The 19175-nt window shown below is 70.4% G+C and carries 20 protein-coding genes; 13 read left to right on the top strand and 7 right to left on the bottom strand.

Features of this window, described 5'->3' with window-relative positions; genetic code table 11:
• Nucleotides 1-356: 356 nt before the first annotated feature.
• The 9 genes from FVQ89_RS00880 to FVQ89_RS00845 all read left to right on the top strand — a co-directional run bounded on the left by FVQ89_RS00880 (nt 357) and on the right by FVQ89_RS00845 (nt 9607).
• Complete coding sequence (locus FVQ89_RS00880; RefSeq protein WP_147900055.1) at nt 357-2900, top strand: LuxR family transcriptional regulator; 2544 nt, start codon at nt 357-359, stop codon at nt 2898-2900.
• A 186-nt stretch (nt 2901-3086) separates the two neighbouring features.
• Nucleotides 3087-3767: a hypothetical protein gene (locus tag FVQ89_RS00875; protein ID WP_147900054.1), complete on the top strand. Its 681-nt coding sequence runs from the start codon at nt 3087-3089 to the stop codon at nt 3765-3767.
• 269 nt (nt 3768-4036) lie between these two features.
• A complete protein-coding gene (locus tag FVQ89_RS00870) occupies nt 4037-5689 on the top strand; it encodes a hypothetical protein (protein ID WP_147900053.1) in 1653 nt (550 codons plus the stop codon).
• Between the two features lie 24 nt (nt 5690-5713).
• Nucleotides 5714-6292, top strand: coding sequence for a hypothetical protein (locus FVQ89_RS00865; protein WP_147900052.1), 579 nt, complete (start codon nt 5714-5716; stop codon nt 6290-6292).
• Nucleotides 6289-6972 (top strand): hypothetical protein, encoded by a 684-nt coding sequence (locus tag FVQ89_RS00860; protein ID WP_147900051.1) that lies wholly within the window; start codon nt 6289-6291, stop codon nt 6970-6972. Before FVQ89_RS00865 ends, FVQ89_RS00860 begins: the two co-directional genes overlap by 4 nt.
• Nucleotides 6969-7574 carry a hypothetical protein gene (locus FVQ89_RS00855; RefSeq protein ID WP_147900050.1) on the top strand — a complete coding sequence of 202 codons (606 nt, stop codon included), beginning with the start codon at nt 6969-6971 and terminating at the stop codon, nt 7572-7574. Before FVQ89_RS00860 ends, FVQ89_RS00855 begins: the two co-directional genes overlap by 4 nt.
• Entirely contained in the window at nt 7571-8242 is a 672-nt protein-coding gene (locus FVQ89_RS14340) for a hypothetical protein (RefSeq protein ID WP_187264843.1), read from the top strand. The genes FVQ89_RS00855 and FVQ89_RS14340 overlap by 4 nt, the downstream gene beginning before the upstream one ends.
• An 8-nt stretch (nt 8243-8250) precedes the next feature.
• Entirely contained in the window at nt 8251-8877 is a 627-nt protein-coding gene (locus FVQ89_RS00850; RefSeq protein ID WP_187264842.1) for a signal peptidase I, read from the top strand.
• A gap of 316 nt (nt 8878-9193) precedes the next feature.
• Nucleotides 9194-9607: a hypothetical protein gene (locus tag FVQ89_RS00845; protein ID WP_147900048.1), complete on the top strand. Its 414-nt coding sequence runs from the start codon at nt 9194-9196 to the stop codon at nt 9605-9607.
• A gap of 16 nt (nt 9608-9623) precedes the next feature.
• Here the strand turns inward: FVQ89_RS00845 and FVQ89_RS00840 are convergent, their stop codons facing one another.
• A complete protein-coding gene (locus FVQ89_RS00840) occupies nt 9624-10247 on the bottom strand; it encodes a DUF2510 domain-containing protein (protein ID WP_187264841.1) in 624 nt (207 codons plus the stop codon).
• A gap of 398 nt (nt 10248-10645) precedes the next feature.
• Here FVQ89_RS00840 and FVQ89_RS00830 point away from each other — a divergent pair, with 398 nt between their 5' ends.
• Genes FVQ89_RS00830 through FVQ89_RS00815 form a run of 4 tightly spaced genes read left to right on the top strand, consistent with a single transcriptional unit; the run spans nt 10646 to nt 13486 of the window.
• Nucleotides 10646-11092, top strand: coding sequence for a MaoC family dehydratase N-terminal domain-containing protein (locus FVQ89_RS00830; RefSeq protein ID WP_147900046.1), 447 nt, complete (start codon nt 10646-10648; stop codon nt 11090-11092).
• Nucleotides 11089-11511: a MaoC/PaaZ C-terminal domain-containing protein gene (locus FVQ89_RS00825; RefSeq protein ID WP_147901423.1), complete on the top strand. Its 423-nt coding sequence runs from the start codon at nt 11089-11091 to the stop codon at nt 11509-11511. Before FVQ89_RS00830 ends, FVQ89_RS00825 begins: the two co-directional genes overlap by 4 nt.
• Nucleotides 11508-12602 (top strand): UDP-N-acetylmuramate dehydrogenase, encoded by a 1095-nt coding sequence (locus FVQ89_RS00820; protein WP_147901422.1) that lies wholly within the window; start codon nt 11508-11510, stop codon nt 12600-12602. Before FVQ89_RS00825 ends, FVQ89_RS00820 begins: the two co-directional genes overlap by 4 nt.
• Nucleotides 12599-13486: a ribokinase gene (locus tag FVQ89_RS00815; RefSeq protein WP_147900045.1), complete on the top strand. Its 888-nt coding sequence runs from the start codon at nt 12599-12601 to the stop codon at nt 13484-13486. Before FVQ89_RS00820 ends, FVQ89_RS00815 begins: the two co-directional genes overlap by 4 nt.
• 18 nt (nt 13487-13504) lie before the next feature.
• Here the strand turns inward: FVQ89_RS00815 and FVQ89_RS00810 are convergent, their stop codons facing one another.
• From FVQ89_RS00810 to FVQ89_RS00785, 6 genes are all read right to left on the bottom strand, one after another.
• Nucleotides 13505-14128 (bottom strand): response regulator transcription factor, encoded by a 624-nt coding sequence (locus FVQ89_RS00810; RefSeq protein WP_147900044.1) that lies wholly within the window; start codon nt 14126-14128, stop codon nt 13505-13507.
• Complete coding sequence (locus FVQ89_RS00805; RefSeq protein WP_147900043.1) at nt 14125-15267, bottom strand: sensor histidine kinase; 1143 nt, start codon at nt 15265-15267, stop codon at nt 14125-14127. The genes FVQ89_RS00810 and FVQ89_RS00805 overlap by 4 nt, the downstream gene beginning before the upstream one ends.
• Nucleotides 15268-16104 (bottom strand): ABC transporter permease, encoded by an 837-nt coding sequence (locus tag FVQ89_RS00800; protein ID WP_147900042.1) that lies wholly within the window; start codon nt 16102-16104, stop codon nt 15268-15270.
• Entirely contained in the window at nt 16101-16973 is an 873-nt protein-coding gene (locus tag FVQ89_RS00795) for an ABC transporter ATP-binding protein (RefSeq protein ID WP_147900041.1), read from the bottom strand. The genes FVQ89_RS00800 and FVQ89_RS00795 overlap by 4 nt, the downstream gene beginning before the upstream one ends.
• 81 nt (nt 16974-17054) lie before the next feature.
• Nucleotides 17055-17441, bottom strand: a complete 387-nt coding sequence (locus tag FVQ89_RS00790; RefSeq protein WP_147900040.1) for a hypothetical protein — start codon at nt 17439-17441, stop codon at nt 17055-17057.
• Complete coding sequence (locus FVQ89_RS00785; RefSeq protein WP_147900039.1) at nt 17438-19138, bottom strand: PspC domain-containing protein; 1701 nt, start codon at nt 19136-19138, stop codon at nt 17438-17440. The genes FVQ89_RS00790 and FVQ89_RS00785 overlap by 4 nt, the downstream gene beginning before the upstream one ends.
• Between the last annotated feature and the right edge of the window lie 37 nt (nt 19139-19175).

Raw genomic sequence — 19175 nt, 5'->3', positions numbered from 1 at the left:
GTCCCCACGCACGGCAGTGCGCCCGATCTCGCGTCTCAGTGCGCCGCATCGAGCGCAGGATGCTCCCGGGCGTCCGCGAGCGCCCGAAGGGGGAGTGCATCGTGATGACGAGACGACCCGCGGGCCCCGCCCGCGCGATCGCCTATTGGGCCGCCGTCGACGACGACGGCGACCCGCTTCGGAGGCTGGGCCGTCGCACCCGCGAGGCCGTGCGCAGAATGGCGCACGCTCGGGTCGGTGAGCCGCGATCCCTACGCCGAACGGGGGCCTTCCGTGCCGACCGGCGTGCGGAGTAGCGTGACGGGAATCCGCCCGTGAGGAAGAGGCCGCCGGTGATTGTCGGACGGGAAAGCAGCTTGGCAATCGCCGAGGGACTCGTCGGTCGTGGTGCGAGCATCGACGTGGTCGGTGGGCGGTTCAGCGGACGCAGCGCCTTCATGTCTGGGCTGCAGCGGCGCCTCGTCGCCGCCGGATGGAAAGTCGTCCAGGTCAGGGGCATCGCCTCCCTCCGGCAGCACCCCCTCGCGGCGATGCATCTCGCCGATATCGGTGGCGCGACCGACGGCCGTGGGTCGTCACTCATCGCATCGACCACCGACGCCCTTCGCGAGGCGACGCGCGAGCCGCGCTCCGTGCTGTTCCTCGACGACTGGGATGACCTCGACGAGTCGTCGTGGGGCGTCGCAGAGGCGGTGCGGCGCACGACGGGACTCCCGATCGTGCTGAGCCGACTCCTCGGGCTGCGCGCCCGGCACACGCCGAGCGGCCTGCCCGCGTCGACGCTCGAGCCCTCCTACGTGATCGAGATGGCGCCGCTTCGCTTCGAGGACCTCGAGCAGGTGGTGGCCGCGCACATCGGCAGCGCCGTCGAGGTCGGCACCATGAGCCGCATCTTCGCCAAGTCGGGCGGGATCATCGGGCTCGCCATCGCCCTCGTGGACGCGGCCGTGCGCGAGGGGCGGATGGTGCAGACGCCCTTCGGCTGGTCCGCCGTACGCGATCTCTGGAGTCCGGGTCTGCGCGGCGTGGTCGAGGGGCACCTGGAGAACCTCGGAGACGACGCACGTGATGCGCTCGAAATCATCGCGCTCGTGGGGCTCGCCGACGTCGAGACGGTCCGCAAGCTCATCAGCTGGGAGACCCTCGAGCTGCTGGAAGAGCGGGCGATGGTGCGGCTCAGCCCCTCGGGAACCCGCCAGCTCGTCTCGGTCGTGCCACCGCTTCTCGTGGAGTTCTTCCGGCACCAGCCGCTCGCGGCGCGGCGCATCCGTCTCACCGAGCTGATCCTCGCGCGACTCGGATCCGACAGCCCTGTCACCTTCGTCGTCGCGGATCTCGAGCCGCCGTTGACCGACATGGCCGAGCGCGATGCCCTGTTCGTGCGGCTGCTGCGGGAACGCGCCCGGACCCGTCGTATCGTCGCGCGCGCCGAATGGAAGGAGAACCCGAAGCCCCGAGCAGCCGCCGCCTACCTGACGGCCCTTCTGCAATCCGGCGAGGGGCGCGACGAGGTCGAGGAGGTTCTCGCGGGCACGGACCTGCGGGCGGGGGATGCCGCCGGCCGCGCCGAGCTTGTGGCCCTGCGCGCCGAGTGGCGTGCGTATGCGGCCGGCGACCTCGACGGCGCACTCGCGGAGCTGGCGGAGGCGAGCGCGGAGCTCAAGGAGTGGAGCAGCGCGCTGGATGCGACCGCGATGCGTCTCGAGGTGATGCTGCGCGGAGTGCCCGACGACTTCGCCGCGCGCCTCGAGGTCGACGAGGTGCTGCCCGCAGCCTCCGCGGTGCCTCTGCGAGAGGCCCAGTTGCTCGTGCTCGTCACGCTCGGCCGTTTCGCGGATGCTCGCCGCGTCTTCGAGTCGATCGGCGAGGAGTACACGGCGAGCGCCGCGTCCCGCGCCAATCAGCTCTTCGGGTGGGTGCTTCTCGGCGAGGGTCGCGCCGAGGAGGCCCTCCGGTGGGCGGAGCGCGGATTCGACGAATCGCACGGACTTCTCGACCCGGACGGCGTGCTCGGCCACGGCCTCGTGCTCGCGCTCGGTCATACCTTCTCGGGCGATTACGAGCGCGCGCAACGGGTGTTGGACACCCTGTTCGCGGTCGGCCACATCTCCCCTCTGCTCATGCACACGCAACTGGCGCTGCTCGCAATCGGATCGGTGATCGCGTACCGGGAGGGCAACATCGCGATCGCCGAGCGCTTCCTCGCCGAGCTCGACGACCTCCCCGTGAACCTCGGGCCTCTGCCCGGTCAGGCCGCCGCGTGGCCGCGTGCTCAGCACTCGGCGTTCCACGGCAGCCCACGCCGCGCGGCCTCCGAGCTCTGGACCGCGGGCGAGAGGTTCTGGGCGAGTGGGTATCGGTTCTCGTCGCTGCTCCTGCTGCTCACGAGCGCCGAGATCGAGGTGAGTTCCGAGCAGTTGGAGCTCATCCGCGAGCGGGTGGGGCAGGTCGATGGCGAGTTCCTCCGGTCGATGGCGATCTTCCTCGAGGCGCGGGAGTCCGGCGACCCGGCGGAGCTCATCGCGGCGTCTGGTCGCCTGGCCGGCGCCGGGCGCCCCGGACTCGCGTTGAACGCGCTGACGCGTGCGGAGGAGATCGCGCTCGAGGCTGAGGACGCGGATGCGGGTGCCGCTGTTCAGGCGGCGCAGAGCGCGCTGTTCGAGCGACTCGGGTCGCGCACGATCGACACGACGAGGTTCTTGGCAGCGGCGGTGACGTTGACCGACCGCGAACGCGAGATCGCCGAGCTCGTGGGGCGCGGATTCAGCAACCCTGACATCGCCACGCGGCTCGTTCTGTCGGTGCGCACGGTCGAGAGCCACTTGCATCGGATCCTCCGCAAGAGCAACCTCGCGAACCGGTCCGAGCTCATCGACTACATGAGCAACGCCGACCAATAGGCCTTGCGTGCTCCCAGATCTGGGTTAAGTGCATGCGCTTCTGCACGTAATTCGCGCCGCGATGCACTTAAGAGTGCGTGAACCGCGTCTGCGTGTGACGCGATCTGTGAGGGGATCACTGCGGCGCATTCCTCGTCGGTGCCGACGCGCCCTAATGCACCGGACCCCAACTGAAAGGACCTTCGCGTGACCGCGATCGACACCCCCTCAACCCCGAAGCGCACCGGCCGTAAGCGTGCAGTCCTGGCTGCGGGCGCCCTGCTCGGAGTCGGCGGCCTTCTCACGGCTGCTACCTGGATGGACTACGGTCTGCTCAACCTGAACGGTTCGGGCGGATTCGGTGGCTCGGAGACGGCCTTCGACCTCGCTTTCTCCAGCGGCCAGGAGAACACCATCGCCGATGTCGCCAACTGGAGCGATGCCAACCCGACCGCGGAGGACATCGTCCCGCTCGCCGGCGCCGACGCCCTCGTGCCGGGTGGCGCGCCGGTCTACGTCCGCATTCCGGTGAAGAACGCCTCGGAGAAGCTTGACGCCGACGCCGCCTGGATCACGCTCGAGAACGCCACCGCCGCCGATAGCGACCCGGCGCAGAAGGCCAAGAACGACGCCTATGCGAAGCTCATCCGGTTCTCGGTCGCCGAGACCGACGACGCGCTCGCGGCGGGTGGTCTCAGCTACGGCAGCGACCTGAGCTTCAGCGGAACGAAGACCTCGAAGCACAACCTGACCCCGCTCGCCGCGGGTGAGGGCAACGTCATCGTCGTCAAGGTGTGGCTCGACGCCGGTGCGACCCAGGCCGACGCGGACGCCGCGAACGGCGGCGGCGTCTCCGTGCAGGCCCGCATCGACGGCCAGACCGTCTAGTCACTCGAGTCGGCGGCTCGTGTGCCAAACACGGGCCGCCGACCTCTCCGCCGTGTCACACGGCAATCCACCCGCAGGGAGCCTTACGTGTCTCGCCAAACGGGTGCAGTGCGCGCCCGTTGACACGCAAATCACGCGTCTGAACACGTAGCTCGCCGCAAACGCGTCTGCAGTGCCGGATCGCCCCGGCAGTCTGGAATCGCCCCCACCGTCGGACCTGGCGCCGCCCCCGCGGCCCGTCCGTACCTCGTCGACAGATCGGATCCGTCATGGTCTCCTTGCGCACCCGCAACCTGCGAATCGCGGCAGGCATCGTCGCCGTCGCCGGGGTCGTCGCGATCGCGGCCGTCCCCTCCGCGATCGCCGGTTTCCGTGACACGACCTACATCGTCGGCACCTACGCGACGGACACCCCGCCGCTCATGCCGGTTCGGCAGGATCAGTCCGGCGCATCGGTCCTCTACCTCTCGTCGACCGGCGAGCTCTACCTCGGCGGCAAGCGCACGTGGGGCGACGGCGCCGGCAACCAGTCGGTCGCGGCCGATTCGAAGCCCACGAAGGTCTCCTTCCCCGCGGGCACCGTGATCGTCGATGCCATGGGTACCACCAACGACTTCTCCACGATCACGTGGACCAACTGCACCGCCTTCGCGGCGCTCGACTCCCAGGGGCGCGTGTGGACGTGGGGTTCGGTGCTCCCCTGCCATGCCGCCGGTTCCCACTACATCGGCAGAGGCGCGCTCACGGGGAACGCGCCCTACTCGCCGGGCATCGTGCAGACCGAGGCCGGAGCCTCGCTGCCCCGGATCATCGACCTCGAGATCATCGAGAACCAATTCCTCGCGCTCGACGAGCAGGGCCGAATGTGGGCGTGGGGCCACGAGTACCAGAACCTGCCCCTGTCCACCGTCGCGAAGTACCCGACGGTCGCGAATACGGTGGCCGTGTTGCCCGGCGCGGGTGTGTGCACCGGAGCCAACGACGGCGGCACCGTGACCTGGCACAGCATCTGGGGCGGCACCAATGGTGCGGCCGCTGTCGCCACGAACGGGCTCATCTACACCTGGGGATACGACAACGCCGGCGTCAACGCCATTCAGGTCGAGCAGCGCTGCCCGTTGCTCAACGAGCCCGCGAACCGCGCACTTTTCGACGCGTATCCGCAGCTCTACCGTGACGCGCAGGGACGAACCTACGACGAGTCGGTGCTTCTCACCGAGACAGATCGAACGGCGCGCTACCAGTCGATCGTGACGCACATGAAGGGCCGCGACCTCGCCGTATGCGCGAAGCCGGTCGCCAAGCCCGAGCTCGTCGACACCTCGGGATGCCCGGTCCGCCAGTTCGGCTTCTCCGCCCGGGCTCCCCGGATGCTCCTCGCGGACCACGACCTCTACACGTGGCGGGTCGCGACGGAGACCGTTTCGGGCGCCCCTCTCCTCGGCCGGACCTCCACGAGCACCGATTACCGGGTCGCGGGAAGCGGATACCGGCCGGCGGTTGCCCTCCGCGGTGTCGACCATGTGGTCGCCGGCATCGGCAGTTTGAAGGCACTCATGCTCGACGGCACGGTCATGGCATGGGGTCGCAACCCCTACTGCGAGGCGGTGAGCGCCCCCACCGGTGTCGCGGACTGCTCCAAGACCGGCGCGACGGACGTGCTCCTTCCGCAGAAGGTCAACAACGTCCCGACCGACATCGTGCGGCTCTATGCCGGCGTCTGCTCCACGTGGGCTGAGAGCGCCAACGGCAAGGTCTGGGCATGGGGCGCGGGTCGGGTCATCGGGCACGACTTCGTCACCTGCTACGACTACGCCGCCGTCGCGGTCACCCGCATCACCGACTTCCGCACTCGGACACCCGACAACATCTTCGGCACGCCGGTCACGACTCCGACGAGCAGAACCCTTCGCGTTCGCTGATTCGGACCCGAGGAAGGACGACACATGACTATCACCACGGGCATCCGCGGTCGCCTCGCCGCGGCGAGCGGCGTCCTCGTCACGCTCGGCTGGGGCGTCGCGGGAGCGGCAATGGTCGGCGTCATCGTCGGCAACGCCGACTTCCATCCCGCATCGGTGCCGTTCGACATCCGCGTGACTGGCGCCGAGGCCGACCGTCTCTCCGCCGACGCCGTGTGGGCGCAGGGCAACCCCGTCGGCGTCGACGTGGAGGTCGCGGATGGCGACGCCGGGCTCGCGCCCGGTTCCCGCCGCACGTACGCGATCGGCGTCCAGAACGCGAGCAGCGAGGCATCCGCCGCCATCACGATGACGATCGTCGACCCCGATTCGGCCGACATCGATCTCTTCGATGCCATCGAGTTCACCGTCGAATGCGATGGACGCACACTGCTCGACGGTGTCGCGGGCAGCGACCTCGCGGGCAGCGTGCCCCTCGGTGTGCTCGCCGCCTCAGAGCACGCTGAGCTCACGGTCACGCTCGCTCTGCCGCAATCGGTCGACAACCGCTACAACGGCGCGTACACGCGCGTCTCCATCGAGATGCGGGGGGAGAACCGATGAGCAGGCACCGCTCATCCGCGCCCCGGACCATCTTCCGCATCCCTCGGGCCGTTCCGTCACTCGTGCTCCTCGTGGGTGGTGGCGTCCTTCTGGCGTCCTCTGCCGGACTCACGAGCGCTGCATTCGTCGAGACGATACGAGTGCAGGGCACGCAGTCCGGACACATCGACGTGGCCCAGGGCCCGGCCGCGTCCGACGACTACTCTGACCCGTCCGCGCCGAAGGTGTTCACGAACGTGCCCGAACGACGCACGTTGCGCGCGCTGGTCAACGAGCCGACCGTCGAGCCGTCGCTCGATGGCGCCGCGATTCTCTACCTCGACCTTCAGGCACGACCGGGCTCGGCAACGGCCGACGCATGGCTGACCCTTGAGAACCCGGGTGTGCCCTCTGTCGTATGGGACTCCCTTCGGGTCAGTGTCTACGCCGACGCGAGGCAGGTGATGGCCGGGGGCATCCCGATCAGCCCCGTTGAGATCGCGGATCTCAATGGTGGGCGTGGTGCCCACCTCGGACGACTCCCGGAGGACGGGAAGCCCATCTATCTGACGATACTTCTCTGGTTCGCACACGACGCACCCCCGGAGGCGTACCGACAGGGCGCGTTCAATATCCGCGCCGCGGTCTCGGGCGAGACGATCACCGGCGAGCGGTTCACCGTGGAGGGCGACTTCTCATGAACGCGTCGAGCCGAATCACCTTCACCGTCGCTCTCGTGGCGATCCTCGGGCTCGGAGCCGCGCCTGCGCGGGCACTCGCCCCGGCCGTCGAGGTGTCCTCGACCCGCGCCCAGCTCGCGAGTCCGGTTCCCGGACACGCTCGCGAGTGGGCGTTCACCGTGACCAACACGAGTGGAAGCGCCGCTCGCGTGGCGTTCGAGGTCAGCGACGCGACGGGGGCGCTGCTGGCGGGCCCGCACCCCGCTGAGGTGACGTTCACCATCGACGGTGTGCCCATCGTTCGCGGCGGTCACGACATCGCCGATTCGGGATCGACGAGCCTCGGAATCCTCGCTCCCGGAGAGACGGTGCGTGTGACCGGCAGGCTTGCGCTCCCGCTCGAGGCGGACGATCGCTACCGCGACGCCACAGCATCCGTCGAGTGGCGCGTGAGCGCCCAGACCGCGGATCCGGCTGGCACGGCATCCAGTGACGGACTCGCCGCATCGGGAGTCGCCCTGGGGGCCGCCGCCGTCGGGGTACCGCTGGTCGCGGCCGGTCTTCTGCTCTGGTTCCTGGCGGCACGTCGCCGTCGCGACGGCGAGACAGAGGAGCGAGCATGAACGCCTCCGACGTCCCCACCCGTGACCACATCCGTCGCGAGCGCCGCAGCCGCCGACGCCGCCAGCGGATCGCGGCCGTATCCAGCGCTCTCGGTGCTGTCGCGATCCTCGCGTCAGCAGGCGGAGTCCTCACCACATCCGCGGCTCTCATCGACTCCGGCACCCTGCGCATGCAGCTGCATTCGGAGTTCTCCGTCGGCGTGATCGAAACGGACGGCCACACGGTCATCCGACCCGACACGCGCATCGACGGATCCTTTCCCACCGCCCGCCTCATTCCCGGAGGAACATCCGACATGACCATTACGGTCTTCAACAACTCACCCAAGATTCCCGCCGCTCTCGAGATCGTCCCGACGATCACGAGCGACGTGCCCGAGCTGCTGCGTGTCTCCGCGCGCTGGACCGATGCAGACGGCAGCGACGTGCTGTTCGGCGATCCCGACCACCCCGACCGCGGTATCCCAATCGCGGACCTCGCGACCACCGAGGTAGCGCTCGATCCTCGCGGCTCGGCGGGCCTGGCCGACGGAGCCGAATGGGCGGGTCCGGCGGCCTCCCGGGGAACCCTCACGCTCACCCTGCACATGCTCGACAATGCCGCGTCGCGGACTCACCGATCCGGGACGACAACGACGGATCTCGTGATCACGGCGGTGGCCCGATGACGCACGTGATGCCCCGTGAGATGCGACGCGGACTCGTCGCACGATCCGTGCGCCCTCGCCGAGCGGCATCGGCGGTCCGCGCCCCGCGCCGTGCCGACGCCGACCACACTCCGCGGCAGGGTACGGGTGGGTGGGCGAGCGTCGTCTCGATCCTCCGTTCCGCGGTGCTGTGGATCGCCGCGGCGATCGGCGCGGCCTGCCTCGTGCTGTTCCTCGCGGCGACCCTCTTCGGCATCCGTCCGCAGATCGTCATCTCGGGCTCCATGGAGCCTCAGATTCCCACCGGCGCGCTCGTGCTCACGACCGACGTCGCCGCGGGCGAACTGCAGGTCGGCGACGTGGTCACGGTGCCCCAGCCCGGCGGGGGCGGCCTCGTGACCCACCGGATCGTCGACATGGAGCCGGTGGACGGCGCGATGCGGCTGACCCTTCGCGGCGATGCCAACGCCTCCGCAGACCCCGATCCCTACGATGTGGCGCACGCGGGCCGCGTCATCGGAGTGGTGCCGGGCCTCGGGCTCCTGGCGATGATGCTCCGCACACCGTTCGGCATCGCAGGCATCGTGATCTTCGGCGTGGCAGTGCTGCTCGCGTTCTCGGTCGACATCCGTCGCCGTGGACGCCGGCGACGCTGACGTGTCGGCCTCCGTGCACTGAAACCGGCCCAAAATCGGGTGCAGTGCGACCCCCGAACACTCAAGTTCGGGGGTCTCTGCACGTAAGCGGGTCGAAATCCGGCTGAGGTGTGCCGCCGAACGACTGAAATGGATCTCGGATACGGACGGGGGTCCGGATCCATTCCCCTCCCGCCGCCCGGCCTGCATCCGCCGGGCGGCGGCCCATCGCCGCGACGTCGGGTGTCGCGGCGATCCGGGTGTGGCGGGCTGCAGCTGCCCGCCACACCCACTCGGAACACCGGGCCGCTAGGAGCGTGCCGACAGGAGACAGACGATGGCCACCCTCGAGCAGCACCTCACCTTCGACGGGGACTGCGAGACCGCCATCGAGACCTACGTCGCCGCATTCGACGCCAACATCCTCACGCTGCTCCGCTATCGCGACGCTCAAGCCCTCCACCCCGCGCGTCTCGCCGACCACATCGCCCGCGCCGAGCTCGAAGTGTTCGGTGCGCGACTGGTGCTCGGCGACTCGCCGGGAGCCCACCCCCGAGGTGCTGAGGCGACGACGGGCATCGTCCTCCTGCTGCCCGAGCCGGCCAGGCGTCAGGCGGTCGCGGTGCTCGCAGAAGAGCATGGGCGGGTCCTGGTGGCGGAGCCGCGGACCGACCACACCGCCACGCTCGAGGTGATCGACGCGTTCGGCGTCCTCTGGCACCTCGGCGTCCGCGGGCTGCAGGCCGCCTGACCGATCGCGCCCGTGGTCAGCTGAAGGGCAGCTCGGCGAAGACGCCCACCATCGCGGTGGAGGCCCAGATCATCGATCCGATGAACTGCAGGATCGTGAGGCCGACGTTGACCCACAGCGGTGCCCCCGAGGTGCGGCTCACGCGCCGCAGCACGACATGTCGCCCGATGAGATAGACGAGCACCCAGGGGATGAATGCGAACGCCCAATGGAAGGGGCGCACGACGCCGACCGAGATCAGGTGGCGGTAGTCCGCGCGTGCGCTGAGCACCGTCGCGACGTAGCCCACCGCCTGCAACGCGTACGCGACGATCATGTAGGTCACGAAGATCGACATCGAATTGCCGATCCCTGTGGGATATCCGGTCACCGGATCCGGGAAGAAGCCGGCCATGTATCCCTGGACGTCGAACAGGAAGAAGGCGGGCGTCGTCGCAACGAGCATCGCGAGCGACACCACCCAGATGGCCACCGTGTCGATGCGCGTGCCCTCAGGCAACGGCACGGGCTCGGCCGCCGGGGCCGCGCCGGTGGGCAGGGAGACGTGCTCCGTCCACGCGCGGCCATCCCACCAGCGGTGCCCACCGGATCCGTCCGGGTACCACCCCGGTGCCGCCGCAGATGTCGTGTTCTCGCTCATGCGCAACCTCCCGCCCCAGGATATGCGCACAGCCGAGGGACGCTCGAAATGTCGGTGGCTCATGGTTCCATGAACAGGAATCGGCGACACGCCGAACCACAACATGTAGGGGAATGACAATCGTGGAATTCCCGTTATATAGTGAGTACCCACCGGGGCTCGCCCCGGAAAACCACCTGTACAGACTTCAAGGGAGAGTGCCATGAACGACGTCGACACCGTCGGTGGCTACGCGGTTCCGGTCGACCCGATGGACGACCTGTACTGCGAGTCCTGCCAGTAAGGCAGAACCCACCAGACCCCCCGGAACCCCGGTGCCCCTGCGGCGCCGGGGTTCCTTGTTGTTCGGGGTTCCCCCGCCCGCCCCTCCCACCACCGGGCCTCGGTAGGCTCGTCGGGTGAGCGTCAACCCCGAACTCCAGGGCCGGAGCTTCCCGCCGACGGCCCCCTACCTCGTGGGCCGCGAGAAGGTGCGCGAGTTCGCGCGCGCCGTGTTCGCGACGAGCCCCCTCCACCACGACCCGGACGCGGCGGAAGCTGCCGGCTATCCGGACGTCGTCGCACCGCCGACCTTCGCCGTCGTCGTGCAGGAGCACGCCCTCGCACAGCTGCTGGCCGACCCGGATGCGGGCATCGACTTCAGCCGCGTGGTCCACGGTGATCAGCGATTCTCTTTCACGCGTCCGATCGTCGCGGGCGACGAGCTGACCGCCGTCTTGACCGTCACGAGCGTGAAGACCCTCGGCGGGCACTCGATGGTGACCGCCGATGCGCTCGTCGCAGATGCGGGCGGCGAGCACGTGGTGACCGCCACCTCCACCCTCGTCGTGCGAGGTGACGAATGACCGCCCCGCAGCTCTCCGCGCTCACCGTCGGCGATGTCGTCGCCGAGGCCGAGTTCCTCCTCACGCGCGACTCGCTTGTGCGGTACGCCGGCGCATCCGGCGACTTCAACCCCATCCACTACCGCGACGACGTCGCCGCGCAGGTGGGCCTGCCGGGCGTGCTCGCGCACGGCATGCTCACCATGGGCCTCGCCGTGCAGCCCGTCGTCGACTTGCTGGGCGACGCCGGTCGCGTGCTCGACTACCAGGTGCGGTTCACGCGTCCGGTGATCGTGGATCCGACCGACGGGGCGACCGTCGCGGTCGTCGCGAAGGTGGGGCGCCTCGACGAGGCAGGAGCTCGCATCGACCTGACCGTCACCTTCCAGGGCGACACCGTGCTCGGCAAGGCCCAGGTGGTCGTGCGCCTGGACGGCTGACCGTGCCCGACCTCGCCGCGCACACCACGCTCCGCGTCGGCGGACCCGCCGAGAAGATCCTCGAGCCCGCCACCCGAGAGCTGTTGGTTGAGGCCACGCGCGACGCGTGGGCGAGCGGCGACGAGGTGCTCGTGCTCGGCGGCGGCTCGAACGTCGTGATCGCCGACGAAGGATTCGATGGCACCGTGATCCGGGTCGTCACGCGCGGCATCGACGTGTCCATCGACGCGGATGGCCACCACGCGCGCGTGCGTGCGGCCGCGGGAGAGAACTGGGACGCCTTCGTCGCAGCCACGGTCGACGCCGGTCTCTCGGGGATCGAGGCGCTGAGCGGCATCCCCGGCACGGTCGGCGCCGCTCCCGTGCAGAACATCGGCGCCTACGGGCAGGAGCTCGGCGAGCGCCTCGTGGGCATCGACTTCCTCGACTACCTCACGGGCGACGTGGTCCGTCTCGACGCGCGCGAGCTCGGCCTCGGCTACCGCACGAGCGAGCTGAAGCGCGGTCGTGCGGGCGTCGTGCTAGCGGTCGAGGTGGACCTCGATGCCGGCGGATGGTCGGGCCCCGTCGCATACGCACAGCTGGCGTCCGCGCTCGGGGTCGAGCTCGGCGAACGGGTCCCCGTCGCCGACGCGCGCCGGGCCGTGCTCGCATTGCGCGCCTCGAAGGGGATGGTGCTGAATCCCGACGACCCCGACTCGGTGAGCGCCGGGTCGTTCTTCACCAATCCGATCGTCTCGGAGTCGTTCGCCCGCGCGCTGCCCGCCGAAGCGCCACGGTATCCGGTGGAGCCCGCCGAAGACGACCGCGTGATCGCGCCCGGCGAGGCCGTCCCTCCGCTCCCGTCGGCCGAGTACCAGGTGAAGCTGTCGGCGGCGTGGCTCATCGAGCGCGCGGGGATCACCCGTGGATTCGCCCTACCGGGGTCGGGCGCCGCGATCTCGTCGAAGCACACGCTCGCGATCGTGAACCGAGGCGGGGCGACCGCGCACGACGTCATGCAGCTCGCGGGCTATGTGCAGACCCGCGTACTCGCCGAGTTCGGCGTGCGGCTGCATCCGGAGCCCGTGCTGGTGGGAATCGAACTGTGAGTCGGGTCGTCGTGCTCGGCAGCGCGAACATGGACCTGGTCGTGCGCCAGCCACGCCTCCCGCGACTGGGCGAGACGATGTTCGGCAGCTCGTTCCGCACGGTGCCCGGGGGCAAGGGCCTCAACCAGGCCATCGCCGCGGCGCGGGCCGGGGCGGAGGTCGCGTTCCTCGGGGCCGTCGGCGCCGACGCATTTGGCCGCGAGCTCCGCGCGACGCTCGATGCCGACGGCATCGACGTGTCGGGAATCGCGACCGTCGACGCGCCGACCGGCACCGCGCATATCTCGGTGGTCGACGGAGGCGAGAACGCGATCGTCGTCGTGCCCGACGCGAACGGGGTGCGGCTGGCGCTCGACGAGGCCGCCCTCTCCATCATCCGTGCGGCCGCATATCTCATGGTGCAGTTCGAGCGGCCGATGCCGCTCGTCGCGGAAGCCGTCGCCGTCGCCCGCGCCGCGGGGGTGACGACCGTCGTCACGCCCGCACCCGCGCAGCCGCTTCCGGAGGGCTTCCTCGACGACGTGGACATCCTCGTGCCGAACGCGCAGGAGGCGCGAGAGCTCGCTGGGGTCGACGACGAGGCCGAGGCGGCGCGCGCCCTCAGCACGCGCGCGGGGCTCGTCGTCGTCACCCGGGGATCGCAGGGAGCGCTCGTCGCTCGTGGCGGAGAGGTCGTCGCCGAGGTTCCCGCGCACGCCGTGACCCCCGTCGACACGACCGGCGCGGGCGACACCTTCACGGGCGTGCTCGTCGCGCGGCTCGCGGCTGGCTCCACCGAGCCCGACGCACTGCGCGCCGCATCGGTGGCCGCCGCGATCGCGACGACCCGCGAGGGAGCCTCCCCGTCGATGCCGAGCTGGGGCGAGGTCTCGCCTTTGCTCTGAAGGCTGCGCCGCCGCAGTTCAGAGCAGCCGTAGCTCCATCGCCCGCGTGACCGCGCGGGTGCGGTCGCTCACCTCGAGCTTCGCGAACGCGTGCAGCAGGTGGGTCTTCACCGTCGCCTCGCCGAGGTGGATGCGCTCGCCGATCTCGCGGTTCGAGAGTCCCGCCGCAACCAGCTGCAGCACCTCCCGCTCGCGCGCGCTCAACACGACGGCGGGCTGCTCGGGCGCCCGGGTGCGGGCGACCAGCATCCGGCTCACGCTCGGCGCGAGTGCCACCTCGCCCGCCGCGACCGCGCGGACCCCGGCGAGCAGTTCCTCCTCCGGGGCGGCCTTCAGCAGGTATCCGCTCGCGCCGGCCGCGATCGCCGCGAGGATCGCGTCGTCCGATTCGTAGGTCGTGAGGATCAGCACCCGCACCCCAGGATGCGCGGCGAGGATGCGCGCGGTCGCCTCGTCGCCGTCGATGCCCGGCATCCGGAGATCCATGACCACGATGTCGGGGTGGGTCGACGGAACGAGCGCGAGTGCTTCCTCGCCTCCCGCGGCGGTCCCCACGATCTCGATGTCGGGGGCCGCATCGAGCAGGGCCACGATTCCCGCTCGCACCACGGGGTGGTCATCCACCACGAGCAGCCGGATCATCCGGCTGCCCCGATCCGGATCGTCGCGGTGAGCGCCGTCCGGCCAGCCGCACTCGAGTGCTCGAGGGTCCCGTCGGCGAGCGCCAGCCGCTCGCGCAGACCCGACAGCCCGAATCCGGGCACCCAGTCGTCGGGGAAGCCGCGCCCGTCGTCCGAGACGACGAGGGTCGCCGCATCCGCCCGGGTGCGCACCTCCACGTGTGCGTGCGACGCGCCCGAGTGCTTGCGGATGTTCGCGAGGGCCTCCTGGGCGCACCGCAGCAGCACGACCTCCGCGTCGCGTTCGAGGGGTGTGCCGATGGCTGCGTCCACCTCGACCCGGATCTGCGTCTCGCGCTCGAAGCGCGCGGCGAGCCGCGAGAGGGCCTCCGAGAGCCCGCCCTGCGTGAGCTCGACGGGGGCCGACGCGGCGACCAGGGCGCGGGTCTCGGCGAGCGCGTCCCGAGCGCCCGTCTCGATGAGCTCGAGTGTGTCGTCGTCGAGGGCGCCGCTCGCGTGCGACCGCCGCGCGCGCTGGGCGAGCAGCACGAGACCCGTGAGCGACTGGGCGACCGTGTCGTGGACCTCGCGGGCGAGCCGTGCGCGCTCGGAGGTGATCCCCGCGTCCCTGTGAAGCGCCGCGAGCTCGCTCTGGGCGGCGGTCAGCTCGTCGAGCAGTCGCGCCTTCTCGTCGCCGAGGGCCGCGATCCGGGTGATCCAGAGCCCCATGATCACGGCGAAACCGAAGCTCAACGTCTGGGTCAGCGCTGTTTGCGCGAGCGCCGTGCCATCCGTTCCGAGGCTCACGACGAATCCCGCGCCCGCCGCGAGTGCGACTCCGCCGCTGCCGATGATCGCCTGGCGGATTCCGCACGACGCGGTCCAGACGATCGGATACGCGATGGCCTGGGTGATCGCCAGAACCGGTTCCACGGCAGTGAGGGCGCCCGCGTAGAGCGCCGTCGCCGCGATGAGGGTGATCGCCGCCGCATTGCCCTCGCGCACTCGCGTGCGGGTCAGCAGGAAGACGAGGGCGTACCCCGCCCCGACTCCCGCGGCGACGGTGATCGCGGTGGGCGGCGCAGCGAGAAGCACCAGCAGGAGCACCGGGCCGACGGTCGCTCCGCCGAGCACGGCGAACCACCACCGCGATGTCACCATTCAGCCATCCTTGCGGATCCAGCGGAACGTGGCGCGGGTCGCGATGAGCCCTACGACGAGCCAGATGCCGCACGCGATCGCGATGCCGGCGAGGTTCCACTCGCCGCCCTGCTCGAGCGCGGAATAGCTCTCGGGCAGGAACACCGCGCGCATGCCGTGGGCGAGCCACGCGAGCGGGAAGAGGTTCGCGACGTTCTGCAGCCACTCGGGGAGCGCCGAGAACTGGATGTAGACACCCGAGATGAACTGCAGCACGAGCACGATGGGGATGATGACGGCGGATGCGCTCTTGCCCGAGCGCGGCACCCCCGAGAGTCCGATGCCGAGGATCGAACAGGTCGTCACCCCGAGCAGGAACACCCACGCGAAGGTGAGCCACCGCTCCGGCTCGGTGGGCAGCGGCACGCCGAATACGACGAGTGCGACCGTGATGAGGAGTGCCGCCTGGAGGACGGCCGTCACGAGCACCTGACCGATCTTGCCGATGAAGTAGCTGACCGGTGAGAGGGGAGACCCCGCGAGCCGCTTGAGCGTGCCGTCGCCCTTCTCCACGGCGATGTCGATCGCCATGTTCTGCAGGCCCGAGAGCAGCACGCCGGCCGCCAGCATCGCGGGGAGGTAGTACTGCGCCGCCGTGACCGGGTCGCCGTCCGGTGTCTGCCCGAAGTCGCTGTCGCTGAACGCGACCGAGAAGATCGTGAGCATCAGCAGCGGGAACAGGAAGGTGAAGAACACCGTGTCGCCCTGCCGGAAGTAGGAGCGGATCTCGTACCCGGCGCGGGAGATGCCGAGCCGCAGGGTGCGGTCGGGGGCGGGTCGGGTGATGGTGGCGCTCATCGCGCGCTCCCTTCGTTCATGGGGATCGCGTCGGTCTCGCCGACGAGGTCCAGGTAGATGTCTTCGAGGCTCGGACGGATGACCTCGAGGCGCTCCGGCTCTCCCGCGGCGGCGAGCCGTGCGACGAGGGCGCCGGGTTCGCGTGTGCGCTCCTCGTGGAGCACGCCGTCTCGGATCCAGCGCACGATCGGCACTCGCGCATCCGCGCCGCCGAGCTCGTCGATCGGGCCCATCGCGACGAGCTCGCCATGGGCGATGATGCCGCCGCGATCGGCGAGCTGCTGCGCCTCGTCGAGGTAGTGGGTGGTGAGCAGGATGCTCGTGCCCTCGTCGCGCAGCGCGCGGATGAGACCCCAGAACTGGCGGCGCGCCTCCGGGTCGAAGCCCGTCGTCGGCTCGTCGAGGAACAGCAGTTCGGGCCGCCCGATGATGCCGAGCGCGACATCGACGCGGCGCTTCTGACCACCCGAGAGCTTCGAGATCCGGGTGCCCGCCTTCTCGGTGAGGCCGACGGCCGCGATCACCTCGTCGACATCCCGCGGATCCGGGTAGTAACCCGCGAAGTGCCGCAGCTGCTCGCGCACCGTCGCGGTGCCGGACTCGCCGGTCGACTGCAGGACGATCCCGAGTCGCGCCTTCCAGGCGAGGCCGCCGTGTTGCGGGTCGGCGCCGAGCACGCTGACCTCACCACCCGTGCGGTCGCGGTATCCCTCGAGGATCTCGATGGTCGTGGACTTGCCGGCGCCGTTGGGCCCGAGCAGGGCGAAGGTCTCTCCGCGCCGGATGTCGAAGTCGATGCCGCGCACCGCCTCCAGGCCCTTGTAGGTCTTGCGGAGGCCGCGTACCTCGACAACGTTCTCGCTGATCATGAGTCCACCCTCGCCCCCGGCGGTGCCGCGCGCCACTGCCGGTCGGTGGGGCGGGCATCCACCGAACGGTGGACGCGCGGATCAGTTCGGGACGCGGTTCGAGGGCTGCAGCCGGCGAAGCACCGCGGCGAGGGCGATGAGCGTGATGATCCCGCCGACGACGATGACTGCGATCACGCTCCAGCCGAGCGGGTCGAGACCGACGAGGGCGTCGAGCGTGGCGGCCCGACGGTCGCGTGAGGTCGCGATCCAGAGCGTCGTCGCGCCCACGGCGACGAGCACGAGGCCCCAGAGCAGCGCACCCACCCGGATCCGCGGGCGCAACGCGGGTGCGTCGGCGGTGGGCGAGGCGGCGGATGAGGCGGATGCCTCGTGCTCCGGGCCCGAGGTGAGGGGGCCGTCGATCGGGGTGGTGGTCGCGTCGGTTCCGTCGCTCTCCGACGCGCGGGTCTCACGGTGGTGGGTCACGGGGTCACTCCTTCGGTGGCGGTGCCGGACGTGATCGATTCGGGGTCGAGGAATCGGACCTCGCCGTCGCTGTTCGATTGCCTCAGCTGGTCGGGCAGGGGGTCGAGGGTGGCGAAGCCATCCGGATCGTCGCTGAGATCCACGGCCAGCGTGGTCCAGGGGCCGCCCCACAGGCGCAGCACGAGATCCGGCTCCCCCTCACCGACCTGGAGGTCGAGTCTGTCGTTCACTCCGTAGCTCGCGGTGCGGTAGTCCCCGCCGGAGGATTGGCCGACCCATACGCGGCCGTTCGAGTCCGCCGCGGAGTACTCGATCCGCACCACGGCATCCGGACTCACGGTCACGTGTACGGTACCCGCGTACTGCCACAGGTCGACCGTCGTTCCCGTCTCGTTGCCGGTCATGTACAGCTCGGTGTTGCCGGCCAGCTGCCAGTAGTTGCCGTCGTGATTGGTGTCGACCGCGAAGTACGACCCGAGCGGCAGGCCGGCCCGGTCGGTGGGGATGACGAGAGCGACCAGCAAGCCGAATACGGACAGCAGGGAGAAGAATCCGAGGGCGCCGCTGCGGCGACGCGCCAGGGCGACGATCACGGTGCCCGCGCCCAGCACGAGGACGAGCACGGATGCGCCGATCGCCCACTCGGCCCCGCGGGTGCCGGCGGAGGTCGACGCACCAAGGGCGGCGGCCGCGGAGGCGAGCAGGCCGATCCCCAGCACGAGGAACACGACCCCGGCGCTCGCGCGGGGTCGGGTGAGTCGCCGGATGCGCGCTCGTTCACGTGCGGCCTCCGCGGCCTCAACGGCGCGCGCGTGCGCCTCGGCCTGGCGACGTTCGCGATCGGTGCGGCGCTGATCGGCCGCCCACACCGCCCGCTGGCGTTGCCACTCGTCTTGGCTGCGCTTCCACGCCGCGAGCTCGTCCGCGTCGGCATCCGCGGGGGGCGCGGGCGGTTCGCCCGGCTCTGCGAGGGATTCGGTGGCGGGTTGGGCGACGGGGGTGGCGTCGGTCGCGACCGCGGCGGGTGCGGTCGCGACCGCGACCGACGCGGTTTCGGAGTCGACGACTGCGGCGGCTTCGGAGCGCGCTGTGTCGCCGGCGGGGAGGGTGGGGATCGTGTCGGGACGGTCGTCTGTCGTCGCAGGGGTCGTGCCCACGTCGTGTGAGGCGCGCCGCGCCAGCCAGACGACGAGGAGCACGGCACCGACGAGCAGGACGCCCGTCCAGACGGTGCGTCCGATCGCGCCACCCCATCCGAGGTCCGACCAGTAGAGGGCACCGGTGTACCAGAAGCCCTGCGTGACCGGGAGGAACGACACCAGGAAGACGGCGGCGATGCCCGGGATCGCCCGCGTGACCCGGCCGTGGCCGAGCTCTTGGGCGTGGATGGTGCCTCCCGCGTCGGGCAGCAGCAGCCAGGCGATCGCGTAGACGAGCGCAATCGGCGCGCCGACGACCCCCAGCACGATCGCGACTCCCCGCACGATGAGCGGGTCGATCCCGATCGCATCGGCGAGCCCCGCGCACACGCCGCCGAGCCATCCCGAACGCCGGGAGAGGCCGAGGCTGCGGATCCAGGTGAAGAAGCCCGCCTCCGAGGGAGCAGGGTTCGGGGGAGTCGCGGTGGTGGTCGCGCCGGGGGTGCCGGATGCGTCGGCGCCGTCAGCTGCGTCATGCGGTGTGGTGGTCGATGCCATGACTCGATCGTCGCGTTGCCGCGGGTCCTCCCTCTAT

Origin of the sequence: Homoserinibacter sp. GY 40078, assembly GCF_008017545.1 — a bacterium.
Classification (GTDB): domain Bacteria; phylum Actinomycetota; class Actinomycetes; order Actinomycetales; family Microbacteriaceae; genus Homoserinibacter.
The sequence above is the reverse complement of the archived record's forward strand: the minus strand, read 5'-3'. Positions and strand labels throughout refer to the sequence as shown.